General features: G+C 58.9%; 13 protein-coding genes. 10 read left to right on the forward strand and 3 right to left on the reverse strand.

All coding sequences use genetic code 11. The features are described from left to right. The first annotated feature begins 56 nt into the window (after positions 1–56). Together pcaF and BUB54_RS13380 are read left to right on the forward strand one after the other, a co-directional pair. A complete protein-coding gene (pcaF, locus tag BUB54_RS13375) occupies positions 57–1,259 on the forward strand; it encodes a 3-oxoadipyl-CoA thiolase (RefSeq protein ID WP_048878026.1) in 1,203 nt (400 codons plus the stop codon). Then, positions 1,259–2,089, forward strand: coding sequence for an aldo/keto reductase (locus BUB54_RS13380; protein WP_048878025.1), 831 nt, complete (start codon positions 1,259–1,261; stop codon positions 2,087–2,089). The genes pcaF and BUB54_RS13380 overlap by 1 nt, the downstream gene beginning before the upstream one ends. Here the strand turns inward: BUB54_RS13380 and pcaQ are convergent. After that, positions 2,038–3,027: a pca operon transcription factor PcaQ gene (gene pcaQ, locus BUB54_RS13385; RefSeq protein ID WP_048878024.1), complete on the reverse strand. Its 990-nt coding sequence runs from the start codon at positions 3,025–3,027 to the stop codon at positions 2,038–2,040. The genes BUB54_RS13380 and pcaQ overlap by 52 nt on opposite strands. Positions 3,028–3,132: 105 nt before the next feature. Here pcaQ and pcaD point away from each other — a divergent pair, with 105 nt between their 5' ends. Genes pcaD through BUB54_RS13410 form a run of 5 tightly spaced genes read left to right on the forward strand, consistent with a single transcriptional unit; the run spans position 3,133 to position 6,753 of the window. Then, positions 3,133–3,927 (forward strand): 3-oxoadipate enol-lactonase, encoded by a 795-nt coding sequence (gene pcaD / locus BUB54_RS13390; RefSeq protein WP_048878023.1) that lies wholly within the window; start codon positions 3,133–3,135, stop codon positions 3,925–3,927. Beyond that, positions 3,920–4,327: a 4-carboxymuconolactone decarboxylase gene (gene pcaC / locus BUB54_RS13395; RefSeq protein ID WP_048878022.1), complete on the forward strand. Its 408-nt coding sequence runs from the start codon at positions 3,920–3,922 to the stop codon at positions 4,325–4,327. Before pcaD ends, pcaC begins: the two co-directional genes overlap by 8 nt. After that, the gene (gene pcaH / locus BUB54_RS13400; protein ID WP_048878021.1) at positions 4,320–5,063 is read left to right on the forward strand and encodes a protocatechuate 3,4-dioxygenase subunit beta; all 744 of its coding nucleotides are present in this window, start codon (positions 4,320–4,322) and stop codon (positions 5,061–5,063) included. Before pcaC ends, pcaH begins: the two co-directional genes overlap by 8 nt. Before the next feature lie 3 nt (positions 5,064–5,066). After that, positions 5,067–5,693, forward strand: coding sequence for a protocatechuate 3,4-dioxygenase subunit alpha (gene pcaG, locus BUB54_RS13405; protein ID WP_048878020.1), 627 nt, complete (start codon positions 5,067–5,069; stop codon positions 5,691–5,693). 7 nt (positions 5,694–5,700) lie between these two features. Further along, positions 5,701–6,753, forward strand: a complete 1,053-nt coding sequence (locus BUB54_RS13410; RefSeq protein WP_048878019.1) for a 3-carboxy-cis,cis-muconate cycloisomerase — start codon at positions 5,701–5,703, stop codon at positions 6,751–6,753. A gap of 29 nt (positions 6,754–6,782) precedes the next feature. Here the strand turns inward: BUB54_RS13410 and BUB54_RS13415 are convergent, their stop codons facing one another. Next, entirely contained in the window at positions 6,783–8,174 is a 1,392-nt protein-coding gene (locus BUB54_RS13415; protein ID WP_048878018.1) for an amidase, read from the reverse strand. Positions 8,175–8,284: 110 nt separating this feature from the next. Between BUB54_RS13415 and BUB54_RS13420 the strand changes: the two genes are divergently transcribed. Then, positions 8,285–9,241, forward strand: coding sequence for a LysR family transcriptional regulator (locus tag BUB54_RS13420; protein ID WP_048878017.1), 957 nt, complete (start codon positions 8,285–8,287; stop codon positions 9,239–9,241). Between the two features lie 400 nt (positions 9,242–9,641). Here the strand turns inward: BUB54_RS13420 and BUB54_RS21825 are convergent, their stop codons facing one another. Further along, positions 9,642–9,767: a hypothetical protein gene (locus tag BUB54_RS21825; protein ID WP_264797911.1), complete on the reverse strand. Its 126-nt coding sequence runs from the start codon at positions 9,765–9,767 to the stop codon at positions 9,642–9,644. A 351-nt stretch (positions 9,768–10,118) separates the two neighbouring features. Between BUB54_RS21825 and BUB54_RS13425 the strand changes: the two genes are divergently transcribed. Then, positions 10,119–11,195: a sensor histidine kinase gene (locus BUB54_RS13425; protein WP_048878016.1), complete on the forward strand. Its 1,077-nt coding sequence runs from the start codon at positions 10,119–10,121 to the stop codon at positions 11,193–11,195. Continuing rightward, on the forward strand, positions 11,189–11,914 hold the full coding sequence (locus BUB54_RS13430; RefSeq protein ID WP_048878015.1) for a LytR/AlgR family response regulator transcription factor: 726 nt from the start codon (positions 11,189–11,191) through the stop codon (positions 11,912–11,914). Before BUB54_RS13425 ends, BUB54_RS13430 begins: the two co-directional genes overlap by 7 nt. The last annotated feature ends 189 nt before the right edge of the window (positions 11,915–12,103 follow it).

The raw sequence follows: 12,103 nt of genomic DNA on the forward strand, positions 1-12,103 counted from the left end.
CCAACAGTTTTTGGCACCGCTTTTTCTAAAAAGCGGCTTCTTCAAAGGAACCCTTCATGACCGAAGCTTTCATCTGCGATGCCGTGCGCACGCCCATCGGCCGCTTCGCGGGCGGTCTTTCTCCAATGCGCAGCGATGATCTGGCCGCCGTGCCGATAGCCGCCCTGCTGGCGCGCAACCCGAATTTGGACCGCGAGGCGATCGAAGAAGTCGTGTTCGGCTGCGCCAACCAGGCGGGCGAGGATAACCGTAACGTGGCACGCATGGCCGCTCTGTTGGCGGGGCTGCCAGTTTCCATTCCGGGCACCACCATGAACCGGCTCTGCGCCAGCGGTGCGGATGCGGTGGGCACCGCCGCGCGGGCGGTGATGACCGGGCAGATCGACCTCGCCATCGCGGGCGGCGTGGAGAGCATGAGCCGCGCGCCTTATGTGATGGCAAAGTCTGGCACGCCCTTCGCGCGGGACATGAAGATCGAGGACACGGTGGTCGGTTGGCGGCTGGTGAACCCGAAGATGCACAAGCTATACGGCACCGCCTCTATGCCGGAAACGGGTGAGAATGTGGCGCAGCGTTATAGTGTAAGCCGCGAGGACCAGGATGGGTTTGCCCTGCGCTCCCAGCAACGTACGGCGGCTGCCGTGGCATCTGGCTATTTCGCTGAGGAAATCGTGCCCGTGACCATCGTGGGCAAGAAAAGCGAGACCGTCATCTCCGCCGACGAGCATCCCCGCCCGGGCACAACCCTGGAAGCGCTGGCCAAGCTGAAACCGATCGTGCGGGCGGATGGCACGGTGACGGCTGGCAATGCCTCCGGTGTGAATGACGGCGCGGCGGCAATGTTCGTGGCCTCTGAAGCAGCGGCGAAGAAACACGGCCTCACCCCGCGCGCTCGGATTCTGGGCATGGCCACGGCAGGCGTTGAGCCGGACGTGATGGGCATTGGCCCCGTTCCGGCCAGCCGCAAGCTGATGGCCAAGCTGGGGCTGAGCATTGGAGACTTTGACCTGATCGAGCTGAATGAAGCTTTTGCCTCGCAGGTGATCGCGTCGATGCGTGAACTCGGAGTGGACCCAACTGCGGATTATCTGAACCCGCATGGCGGAGCGATTGCGCTGGGGCATCCGTTGGGCTGCTCTGGTGCGCGCCTGGCAATGACGGCAGTGCACGGGCTGGAAAAGCGCGGCGGCAAGCGGGCGCTGGTGACAATGTGCATCGGCGTTGGCCAGGGGCTGGCTCTGGCTGTTGAGCGCGTGTGATGCAGCGCCTCACCAACGCCAACCGGCTGAATATGCCCAAGCTCGGCCTCGGTACCTGGCCGATGCTGGGCGAGGATTGCACCAAGGCCGTGATGCAGGCGCTTGAGCTTGGCTACCGCCATATCGACACCGCCGCCGCCTATGACAATGAGGAAGCGGTGGGAGCGGCCCTGACCGCCACCTCCGTGCCGCGTGAGGAGATTCACGTCACCACAAAGGTCTGGTGGGACCAGCTTGAACCTCAAAAGCTACACGCCTCGTTCGAGCGCTCCTTAAAGGCGCTGAGCAGCGATTATGTGGATCTGTTCCTGATCCATTGGCCCACGAAGGACTGGGACTTACCGCGAACCATCAAGGCTTTGGTGGCGCTGAAGGAGAGCGGCAAAGCGAAAGCCATCGGCGTTGCGAATTTCCCTCTGCCGTTGCTGCGTGAGGTGGTGGAAGGACTTGGCGCCCCACTGGCGGCGTTGCAGGTTGAATTTCATGTGCTGCTCGGCCAAGCGAAGCTGCTGGATTACTGCCTTGCGCACGACATAGCCCTGACGGCCTACAGCCCGCTAGCGCGCAACAAGGTCTCCGAGGTACCGGAGCTCATCGCCATCGCGGACAAACATGGCATGCTGCCCACGCAGGTGGCACTGGCTTGGCTACTGGACCAGCAAGGCGTGGCCGCCGTGCCCAAGGCGGCGGGACGGACGAACCAGCTTTCCAACCTCAACGCCCTGAACATCCGCCTGGATGACGAAGACCGCGCAAAGATCGCCGCTTTGCCAAAGGATCAGCGTTTGGTGAACCCGGCTTTCGCGCCGAATTGGTCAGACGGGGAATGAACCGCCAGCGCCGCCACGGCGGCGCGGACGGATTGCGCGAAAAGCTGGGCAGGCATGGAGGGCTGAATATCCGTACGGGTGGTCAGCCCCACCGGGCCCAGCGTGGCGCTGGTATCGGCCGGTAAACGGGCCAGGAAGCCATGGGCCAGTTCCTCCGCCACGACGCCTTCCGAGATAATCCAGACGGCGTCAGATCCACGCACATAGGCACGGGCGAAATTATCGGAGATGGTCTCGATCTCTGCGGCAAACGGCCCCAGTGCATGAGCTGTGAGATAACGCTGCACAGTAGGGCGAATGATGGAGCCGGGCGGAGGCATGAGAAGCTGATAATGCGCGATTTGTGCGAGATCGAAGCGCTTGGCGTGCAGCATCGGGTGACCCGGCCGCACCACCAAAGCAATAGCTTCCTCATACAAATGCTCGAACGCAAACCCGCGCATCATTTCCTGCTCAGCCATGCGGCCAAGCACGAGATCCACCTCCCCGAGCCGAAGCTGAGACAACAAATAGGCATTCGGCCCGGTGACAATACGCGGCTTGAGACCAAGATTTTGCGCCGTGAAATGCGCTGCCGCGCGGGGCAATATACGCGCCGAGACAGTCGGCAACGCACCAATGGCGAAAGCCGCCGCCTCATCCTGCCTCACCTGCGCCATGGAGCGCATGCCCTGCTTCAACGCCGTGAGGCTGGCCCCGGCATAGCGGTGAAACACCTCGCCAAAGCTGGTGAGCTTCAACGTACGACCAGAACGGTCGAACAATTTAACCCCGAGAATCTCCTCCAACTCCGCAATGGTTTTGGACAAGGCCGGCTGGGTGAGGCCCAGGCTTTCTGCCGCGTGGACCACGCCGGAGAGACGCACCACCTCCAGAAAGGCGCTAAGATGGCGAAGCTTGATGCGTGGATCCAAACCTTCACCGCGCAGCGTTGGCATATAACCTCCAGGTTATGATTTATGCGTAATATCTCATTTTACATGAAACTCTGAAAGTATTTTATTCACAGCAACGGGGCCAAGCGCCCAGGAGGAACACAGACCATGGCATTCACCAAGCTGAATAATGTGCGGCTGCACTGGCGTGAGACCGGACGTAAGGATGCGCCGGCGGTCATCTTCGCCAACTCGCTGGGCACAGATTGCCGGTTATGGGACGAGGTGGCGGCAGCACTCTCCGCCAAATACCGTGTAGTGCTGTACGACAAGCGCGGCCACGGCCTTTCAGAAAACGCACCGGGTCCCTACAGCATCGACATGCTGGCGGATGACGTGCTGGCGCTTGCGGACCATCTGGAGCTGGCCCAATTCGCATTTGTCGGGCTCTCCGTTGGCGGGTTGATCGCACAGCAGCTTGCTGTGAAGGCGCCTGAGCGGCTCTCAGCACTGGTAATCTGCGACAGCGCCGCGAAAATCGGCAATGACGAAAGCTGGAATGCGCGCATTGAGGCGGTCATAACCAACGGGCTAGCGAGCATTACGGGCCCGGTGATGGAGCGCTGGTTCACCCCCGCCTACCACGCTGAGAAGCAGATGGAGCTGGCAGGATGGATTCAGATGCTGCTCGGCACGCCGAATGACGGCTATGCCGCTACCTGCGCGGCATTGCGCGAGGCGGATCTAACTAGGGTCGTTACCAACATTAAAACACCGACGCTGGTAATCTGCGGTGACGGCGACCAATCCACCCCGCCGGAACTGGTAAAGCAAACAGCGGATCTAATCCCCGGCGCAAAATTCGAAATCATCAAAGGCTGCGGCCATATCCCGCCCGCCGAACAGCCCGAGGCGCTGCTGACGCTTCTGACCAAGCATTTTGAGGAGCATATCCATGTCTAACCCTTCGCCCCGCTACATTCAGGGGATGAAGACCCGCCGCAAGGTACTGGGTGAAAAATATGTGGACGCAGCGGTGACCAATACCTCGCCCTTTACCGAAGATTTCCAGGAACTGATCACCGAGACCGCCTGGGGGAATGTTTGGTCCCGCAACACCATTCCACTGCGCGAGCGCTCCATGCTCACTATCGCGCTGCTGGCCGCCCTTGGCCATTATGACGAGGTGGCGATGCATGTGCGTGCCACCCGGAATACGGGGGCCAGCCTAGAAGACATTAAAGAGGCGCTGCTGCACGTGGCGATTTATGCCGGGGTGCCCGCCGCCAACCATGCATTCAAGATTGCCGCCAAGGCTTATGCCGAGATTGAAGCGGCAGAAAAGGAGGAAGACCATGCGTAACGAGCCAGCGCCCAACCATAACGGCGCTTTCTATCAGCGTGACAGGTCCTGGCACCCCCCGGCCTTCACGCCAGATTACAAGACCTCCGTGCTGCGCAGCCCCAAGCACGCGCTGCTATCCCTCACCAACACGCTCTCGGAAATGACCGGCCCGGTATTCGGCCATTCCATGCTGGGACCGCTGGATAACGACCTGATCCGCAATTTCGCCACCACCGGCGATGCGATCGGCCCGCGCATTATCGTGCATGGGCAGGTGCTGGATGAGGATGGCCGCCCAGTGCCCGGTGCGCTGGTTGAATATTGGCAAGCCAATGCGGGCGGGCGCTACCGCCACAAGAAGGAAAGCTACCTGGCCGCCATCGACCCGAATTTCGGCGGCTGCGGGCGCAGCATCACCGATGAGGAAGGCCGCTATTGGTTCCGCACCATCAAGCCCGGCGCCTACCCATGGCCGAACGGCGTGAATGACTGGCGTCCTGCGCATATTCATTTCTCGATCTTCGGCCACGCCTTCGCGCAGCGCCTGATCACGCAGATGTATTTCGAAGGCGATCCGATGATCTGGCAATGCCCGATCGTGATGGGAATTCCCAGTAAGGAAGCTGTAGAAACACTCGTCGCTGCCCTGGACCGAGCCGCGACAATCCCGATGGATACGCTGGCATATAAGTTCGATATCATACTGCGCGGCCGCCGTTCGACGATGTTCGAAAACCGGATGGAAGGAAACTGAGCCATGGTGCAATCTCTTAACCGGCTGCAGGAAAGCCCCTCGCAGACCGCTGGCCCGTATGTGCATATCGGCACAACGCCAAATTTCATCGGCATCAACTCCGTCTATCCTGAAGATCTGGGCTTGCGCCCCTGCCCGGCCGAAGCCAAGGGCGAGCGCATTATCGTCACGGGGCAGATCTTCGATGGTTCCGGCTCCGTGCTGCGCGATGCGCTGATCGAGATCTGGCAGGCGGATGCGGACGGGCTCTATCCGGGGCGCGGCGAGCATCGCGGGGCGGCGGACCCGAACTTCCCCGGCTGGTTCCGCCAGCCCGTGGACGGCAGCACCGGCGTGTACCGTTTCGAGACCATCAAGCCCGGCCAAGTGCCGTATCCGGACGGGCGGAAAATGGCGCCGCACATCACCTTCTGGATCGTGGCGCGCGGCATCAATGTCGGTTTGCACACTCGGATGTATTTCGGTGATGAGCCAGCCGCCAACGAAGCAGACCCGCTGCTCGGCCGCGTGGAGCTGAAGGTACGCGTGCCGACGCTGATCGCCGAGCGCCGTGAGGATAATGGCGTGCCTTGCTATAAGTTCGATATTCATCTGCAGGGCGACAAGGAAACCATTTTCCTGGATATCTGAACACATCATGACACTACCCTTCACCGCCGCGCTCTGCGCGGATGCCGAGATCGAGAACTGCCTGGCCCCCAAAGCGGAGCTGGAAGCCATGCTGGCCTTCGAAACCGCCTTGGCGGATGCCCAGGCCGAGGCCGGGTTAATCCCGGCCGAAGCAGCGGCGGCGATTGCGCGGGGTTGCGCGGCGTTTGAAGCGAACGAGGCCGCGCTGACCTCCGGATTGTTTAAAGACGGCGTGCTGGGGCCAGGCTTCGTGAAAGCGCTGCGCCAGAGCCTGCCGGAGGCTGCGCGGCCGCATCTGCATTTCGGAGCCACCAGCCAGGACATCACCGACACGGCTTTGACCTTGCGACTGAAGCCGGTGCTCATGGCGCTGGACGCTCGGCTGGCTTTGTTGATTGATGGGTTGGAAGCGTTGGCCCGGGAACAAGGCAGCCTGACATTGATGGCGCAAACGCGCATGCAGGCAGCGCTGCCCATTACAGTGTACGACAAGCTTGAAGCTTGGCTGCGGCCTTTACGGCGACACCAGGAGCGACTGGCGGCCCTGGCGCCACGCCTGCTGGTGATTCAGTTTGGCGGCCCGGTGGGCGCGCGGACGGAGCTGGGCGACAAGGCCGATGCCGTGGCTGCTGGGCTGGCCGTAAGGCTGGGGCTGGGCAACGCCCCCTGCTGGCATACCTCCCGGGACAATATTGTGGAGTTTGGCGCAACGCTGGCGCTGGTCGCGGGCGCTGTGGGTAAAATCGGCCAGGATACGGCGTTGCTGGCACAGACTGAAAATGGCGCGTTGAAAATTGCCGGGGGCGGATCATCCTCCGCCATGGCCCATAAGGCCAATCCTGTAACAGCAGAGTTGCTCGTGGCACTGGCGCGCTACGCGGCGGGACTTTCCGGCACTCTAAACCAAGCTTTGGTGCATGAGAACGAGCGTTCCGGCGCGGCCTGGACGCTGGAATGGTTCACGCTGCCGCCTCTGGCCGTGGCCACGGGGGCGGCGTTGCGTGAGGCCATCGGGCTGGTGCCCCGGATGCAGTTTCAGACTAAGACGCAAGCCCGCTAAGGCTTGCGTCTGCCTCAGACCATCGCGGTCTAGCCAGCAAACATATCTTCCAGAGCCGCGGCCAGGGACAAAACGCGGGAATCCGCGCCGCGCGCGCCAATCACCTGCATCGCCACCGGCAAGCCCGCCTTTGTGGTACCGCAAGGTGTCACGGCGGCGGGCTGCTGGGACAAATTGATGGGAAAGCTGAAGCCTGCCCACTCCGTCCAGCGTTTCAGCCCGGACTCGGCCGGCTGCTCCGCCCCTGCCTCAAAAGCGGGAATGGTGGTGCCGGGAGAGAGGATGAAGTCATGCTTCACCAACGCCGCATCCATCGCGGCGCCGAAATCCGCGCGGCGGACCTGCGCCTGAACCAGTTGAATGGCATTCATAGCCGCGCCCTCACGCGCAATCTCCAACAGGCCGGGATCGATGCGCTCCAGCCGGTCTTCTGGCAAAGCCGCTAAACGCGCTGCCGCGCCGGTAAACCAATGAGCGTGAAACAGCGCCAGCAGGTCATCACCGGGTAGTTCAAAGGGCGTGATCTCAGCCCCCGCAGCGGCCAGTTGCGCTATCCTGGAATCAATTATAGATGCCACCTCCGTATCCACCTGTCCGACGGGCGGTTGGCGCCAATAGCCGATTTTCAGCCCATTTAGCGCCATGGACGTCAGTTGCAGAGGCGGCAAGATGCCGGCGCACTGGTGCCAGTCCCGCAGATCGCGACCAGACATGATTTTCAGCATCGCCATCACATCGGCTGTGCTGCGAGCCATGGGGCCAATATGCGCCACCGTGCCAAAAGCGCTGGCAGGGTAAGCTGGTACACGCCCGAATGTGGGTTTGAGCCCGCTAATGCCGCAAAACGCGGCGGGAATACGGATGGAGCCACCTCCATCCGTGCCCAGATGGAACACGCCCGCCCCAGCCGCCGCTGCTGCCGCCGCGCCACCGGAAGAACCACCTGGTGTTTTGGAAAGATCATGCGGGTTGCGTGTGATGCCAAAAGCTGGACTATCCGTCACGGCCTTCCAACCAAATTCAGGCATTGTCGTTTGGCCGATAAACACCACCCCGTGCTCACGCAACAAACGCACGGCGGGAGCATCGTCCTCATACAGCGCGTCGGATGTCGTCAGACTGCCATACCGGACATGCCAGTCTTTGACCCAGACAATGTCTTTCAGCGTTGTGGGGATGCCATCAGCATCGGAATGCGGCTCTCCTCTTCCCCAGCGCGCTTCTGACGCCTTGGCCGCCGCTAAAGCGCCCTCATGATCAATGAAAGTAAAGGCGTTGAGGCGGGGATTGATCTCTTCTGCCCGCGCCAGGCAGGCTTGGGTGACCTCAACTGGAGAGAGCCGGCCGGCTTTGTAAGCCTCCGCCAATGATGCCGCATCCAGGCGGCAAAGTGCCTCGGGGCTGGAAACCGTCTCAATCATCGCAACACCTCGTTTGTAAAAAGATTGCTTAAGGTCGCAGATCTGTTGCCGCCGGACAGGAAATAGATAAACTTTCCTGACTTCGCACATTTATTAAAGGATACCACGCATTGAAGCTGACCATCCGCCAGTTGCGCTATGTGCATGAGGTAGCGCTTCTGGGTAGCGTGCAGGCCGCGTCGCGTGCGCTGAACATCTCGCAATCCTCGATCCTGGCGGCCATTTCCGTCGCAGAAGCCGAGATTGGCGCACGGCTGTTCGATCGCAAACCCGCGCGCGGTGTGAAACTGACCCCGGCTGGGGAGAGATACATTAATGCCGGACACTATCTGTTGGAGGCTGAGAAGGAGTTTGACCGGACCATCGGAACACTCTCCAGCCGCGTCCCACCTGTGCTCCGTATCGGCTGTTTCGAACCTCTCGGCGCGATTTTTATGGCGGATTTCCTGCGCGCCTATCTTGATGAAATCGGAGGGCAGATAGAGGTATTTCTGCAAGAAGGCGACCAACTCGAAGTACGAAACTGGCTGGAGCAAGGTCGCGTGGATCTGGCCGTGCTTTACGATGTAGGGCCTGAAATCCCCGGGTCTACCACCCGCATTTGCAAAGTGCCTGCCCATGCGTTGCTTTGCGCAGATGACCCTCTGGGAAGCAAAGCCGCGCTTAGCCTTTCTGAGCTTGCGACCCGGCCGCTGGTCCTGCTCGACACACCGCAGACCTCCACTTACCTGTTGGCATTGTTCGATGTGCTGGCGCACCGGCCCGTGGTGAAATTCCGCACGCGCTCTTACGAAACCGTCCGCGCGGCGGTGGGGGCCGGGCTTGGTATATCGGTTCTCAATATGCGCCCAATGGGCCGAGCCACGATGGATGGGCCAGGCATCGTGCGCCGCCCCCTTTTGGACGATTTGCCGCCACCCACGCTGCTGGTCGCGGATATGTATGGCGGTATGAAACCAATGTTTCTGCGCGTTTTCATCGATACAATGAGGGCATTTTTCCACCGGCTCGGCCCAGCAGGGTTTGCCGTCACCACGCCGGATCGGCAAAGCCAACTGCTGCTCTGAGCATAGCTTATGTTCCACTTGGCACCACACTTCCACCCTACAATACGTGCTTTGACAGGAGCCAAGCTTAACAACGGCCAAGACTTTACGAAAAATATATAATTTAAAAAAACTTCTGCCATTTTATGTTGGAACAGTGCCTCTTAGCCAGTATTTCCCCCAGAAATTATGTGGATTGTTAAGTAGAACTTTCTCCGCAGAGTGCTTGAGGAGATTTGGATGCAACAGCCAAAATACAGAAACGAAGATTCTTGCTATTTTGTGCGAGGTCGAGAGCAATATGCCTGTAGGAGAAATTGTGCCGTGAACACGGGTTGAGCACCACCTCAATCTATACCTATGGACGGCTCTCCCTTTGCAAGTAGAACTTGAACAGCACTGCATGATCAGTTGCAAACACTTATCCGGGGTCGACCAGCTTTCGCCGGAACGCCCAAAGAGCCAGCGCCTTGCCATTATCCTCAATGCAATGAAGCTGGAAAGCCAAATTGGTCATTTCCAGGCCAACTATGGCAATCCGCTTCATAGAATGGTCCTTCCTCTTTGTAGCATTCAACGCAACCACGTTAGGTATCTCCCATGCCATTTCGACGGGCCATTCCACATCATCATCTTGCTGTTATTTGGGGGATATGCTTTGGCCGCTTCATTGGGAGTATCTTGCAGAATGCCTCCGCGCATCATCACCACGGCCACCGATCTCACGCACGACCCAACGCCAGATTGGTTGTACATGGTCAGCGCCAACCGCCCATTAGGCCGCCTCATAAGAAGGACGCGCTCTGAATTGCGTAGTAGCGGGACAATCTCGTATTCTCACCATGATCGGTAATCGCGGCCGGTCCAGCTTTTCGTCCACCTGCAAATATACAAAATTATGTCAAAAAATTTGAAACAAAAAAAACTTTCTCCACAAAATGATACGCCGCATGCAGGGCAGGACCGAATCGCCTTCTTCTTCGGCGCGTTACTTGTTTATCTTATCGGCATCACGGCTCGTGTTACCGCCTTTCATAGCCTCTGGCGCGGAGTGCAATGCACGCTCATTGTCGATACCACTGCATTGTTGCTTGTACTGGTGAACCGACACCTGCTGCATGCCGTACAAAAACATCTTCGTAACGGCTATGCTTTGGCCGGTTATATCCTCACAAGCGCCGCTCTGTCCGCCGGAGTTATTATTCTCTTCACGCGTTTTCTCGGCACTATACTGCCGCTCCTCGCCTCTCCTTGGACACGATTGCCAAATGCACAATTTGTCTATTTCACATATTTGTTCAGCGCTTGGGCTGTCGCTGGACGTTGGCTTGACGAACGTGCACGTTATAACAACGAACGCATCGATGCCCTCGCAGCTCATAATGCGATGGTGCAGTCAGAAATGCAGCGGCTACGGCTTCAGCTCAGCCCTCACTTCCTCTTCAACACCCTCAATATGCTCGCCGTGGAGATTCCCGAACATTCCCGCCGTGCCTTGCTCGTGCTGCGCGAACTGAATCATTATCTACGTTACACACTGGATAATGCTGAGCGAAGCTTGTTGCCTGCAACACAGGAAATCGCAGGTTTACGCTCATTCGTACGGCTCCAGCAGATGCGTTACGGTGAATCACTAAGACTGACCATCAAGGTAGAGGGATCGCCACAAGGGCATTGCATGCCAACCTTTCTTCTGCAACCGATCGTTGAAAATGCAATAAAACATAGTATGATCAGCGCCAATGGAACCATCGATGTGCATATCCACATCGTTACGAAACCGGGAATAGTGAGCGTCCAGGTTAGTAATTGTGGTGATCTTGAAACACCATCTGAGCTACCAGGCACCGGAACGGGACTGCGCAATATTGGTCGCCGCCTCGCGCTACATTATCCGGAACGGCACAATTTCTTGCTTGAGCAGCAAGGCGAACTTGTAGTGGCACAACTCATGCTGCGCGGTGAACCATGCTAAATGTCATCGTCGCTGACGACGAGCCAGCCGGTAGACTAGCCTTGACCCGGCTCATTTCACGAAACTCTAATCTAAAACTTTCTGGAGAAGCGGCCTCCGCGGCGGCCGCGATCAGACTGATCGAATGTTGTCAACCCGATGTCGCTTTCCTCGATATCGAAATGACCGGCGGTAATGGCTTCAGTGTCGTTGCAGACATGGCTCGACCGCCGAAACTCGTTTTCGTTACCGCACATGCGAACTATGCCGCCCAAGCCTTTGACGTGGAAGCAGTGGATTTCCTGTTAAAACCGGTTGAGCCACAACGTTTCATGCGTACGGTACGGCGGCTGCAAAAACTGCTCGTGCCAAGCACCGCTGAACGGCCACCAATAGCGCGGCATACAGAACTAGTCCCGATCCCGGTTACCGGTGGCCAGAGACTGCTGCCAGCCAATGATATACTCGCGGTGCTGGCCGATGGCGACGATAGCCGGTTGCTCCTGACGGGTAATGCAGAACTACGCGCGCGACGGCCAATCGGCGCGTTCTCTGGTAGCCTGCCAAGCCCGCCATTCCAGCGCCTCGGCCGTTCACTTATCCTAAATCTCGAAAGCTTGTACGGAATCCGCACAATCTCCCGTGATACCACCTACATAGCCCTGCGCGGGCACAGCCAAACCCTACAGCTTGGGCGTAACGCGACCGCCATGTTACGCCGGCAGCTAGCACAACTTTAATATATCTCCCTTAGAGAATATCTCTCTAGCTAACCGCATAAGACCCCGTGGAGACACGGACTGGCGTAGTGTGGGCATGATATAAAAGGGCTCATCAGACAAAGGCTTCAATCTTTATAGCTGTTTGCTGCCGGTCTACGGCAGAGCATGACGGATGCTGAACCGCGCCAGATCTCCCAGCGCGGTCTT

It is taken from the genome of Acidocella aminolytica 101 = DSM 11237, from assembly GCF_900129125.1.
GTDB lineage: Bacteria > Pseudomonadota > Alphaproteobacteria > Acetobacterales > Acetobacteraceae > Acidocella > Acidocella aminolytica.

Bases quoted from the DNA above. Each gene is read 5' to 3' on its own strand.
- BUB54_RS13415 (WP_048878018.1), bottom strand. From the start codon at position 8,174: ATGATTGAGACGGTTTCCAGCCCCGAGGCACTTTGCCGCCTGGATGCG.
- BUB54_RS13410 (WP_048878019.1), top strand. From the start codon at position 5,701: ATGACACTACCCTTCACCGCCGCGCTCTGCGCGGATGCCGAGATCGAG.
- pcaH (WP_048878021.1), top strand. From the start codon at position 4,320: ATGCGTAACGAGCCAGCGCCCAACCATAACGGCGCTTTCTATCAGCGT.
- pcaG (WP_048878020.1), top strand. From the start codon at position 5,067: ATGGTGCAATCTCTTAACCGGCTGCAGGAAAGCCCCTCGCAGACCGCT.
- BUB54_RS13380 (WP_048878025.1), top strand. From the start codon at position 1,259: ATGCAGCGCCTCACCAACGCCAACCGGCTGAATATGCCCAAGCTCGGC.
- BUB54_RS13425 (WP_048878016.1), top strand. From the start codon at position 10,119: ATGTCAAAAAATTTGAAACAAAAAAAACTTTCTCCACAAAATGATACG.
- pcaD (WP_048878023.1), top strand. From the start codon at position 3,133: ATGGCATTCACCAAGCTGAATAATGTGCGGCTGCACTGGCGTGAGACC.
- pcaF (WP_048878026.1), top strand. From the start codon at position 57: ATGACCGAAGCTTTCATCTGCGATGCCGTGCGCACGCCCATCGGCCGC.
- pcaQ (WP_048878024.1), bottom strand. From the start codon at position 3,027: ATGCCAACGCTGCGCGGTGAAGGTTTGGATCCACGCATCAAGCTTCGC.
- pcaC (WP_048878022.1), top strand. From the start codon at position 3,920: ATGTCTAACCCTTCGCCCCGCTACATTCAGGGGATGAAGACCCGCCGC.
- BUB54_RS21825 (WP_264797911.1), bottom strand. From the start codon at position 9,767: ATGAAGCGGATTGCCATAGTTGGCCTGGAAATGACCAATTTGGCTTTC.
- BUB54_RS13430 (WP_048878015.1), top strand. From the start codon at position 11,189: ATGCTAAATGTCATCGTCGCTGACGACGAGCCAGCCGGTAGACTAGCC.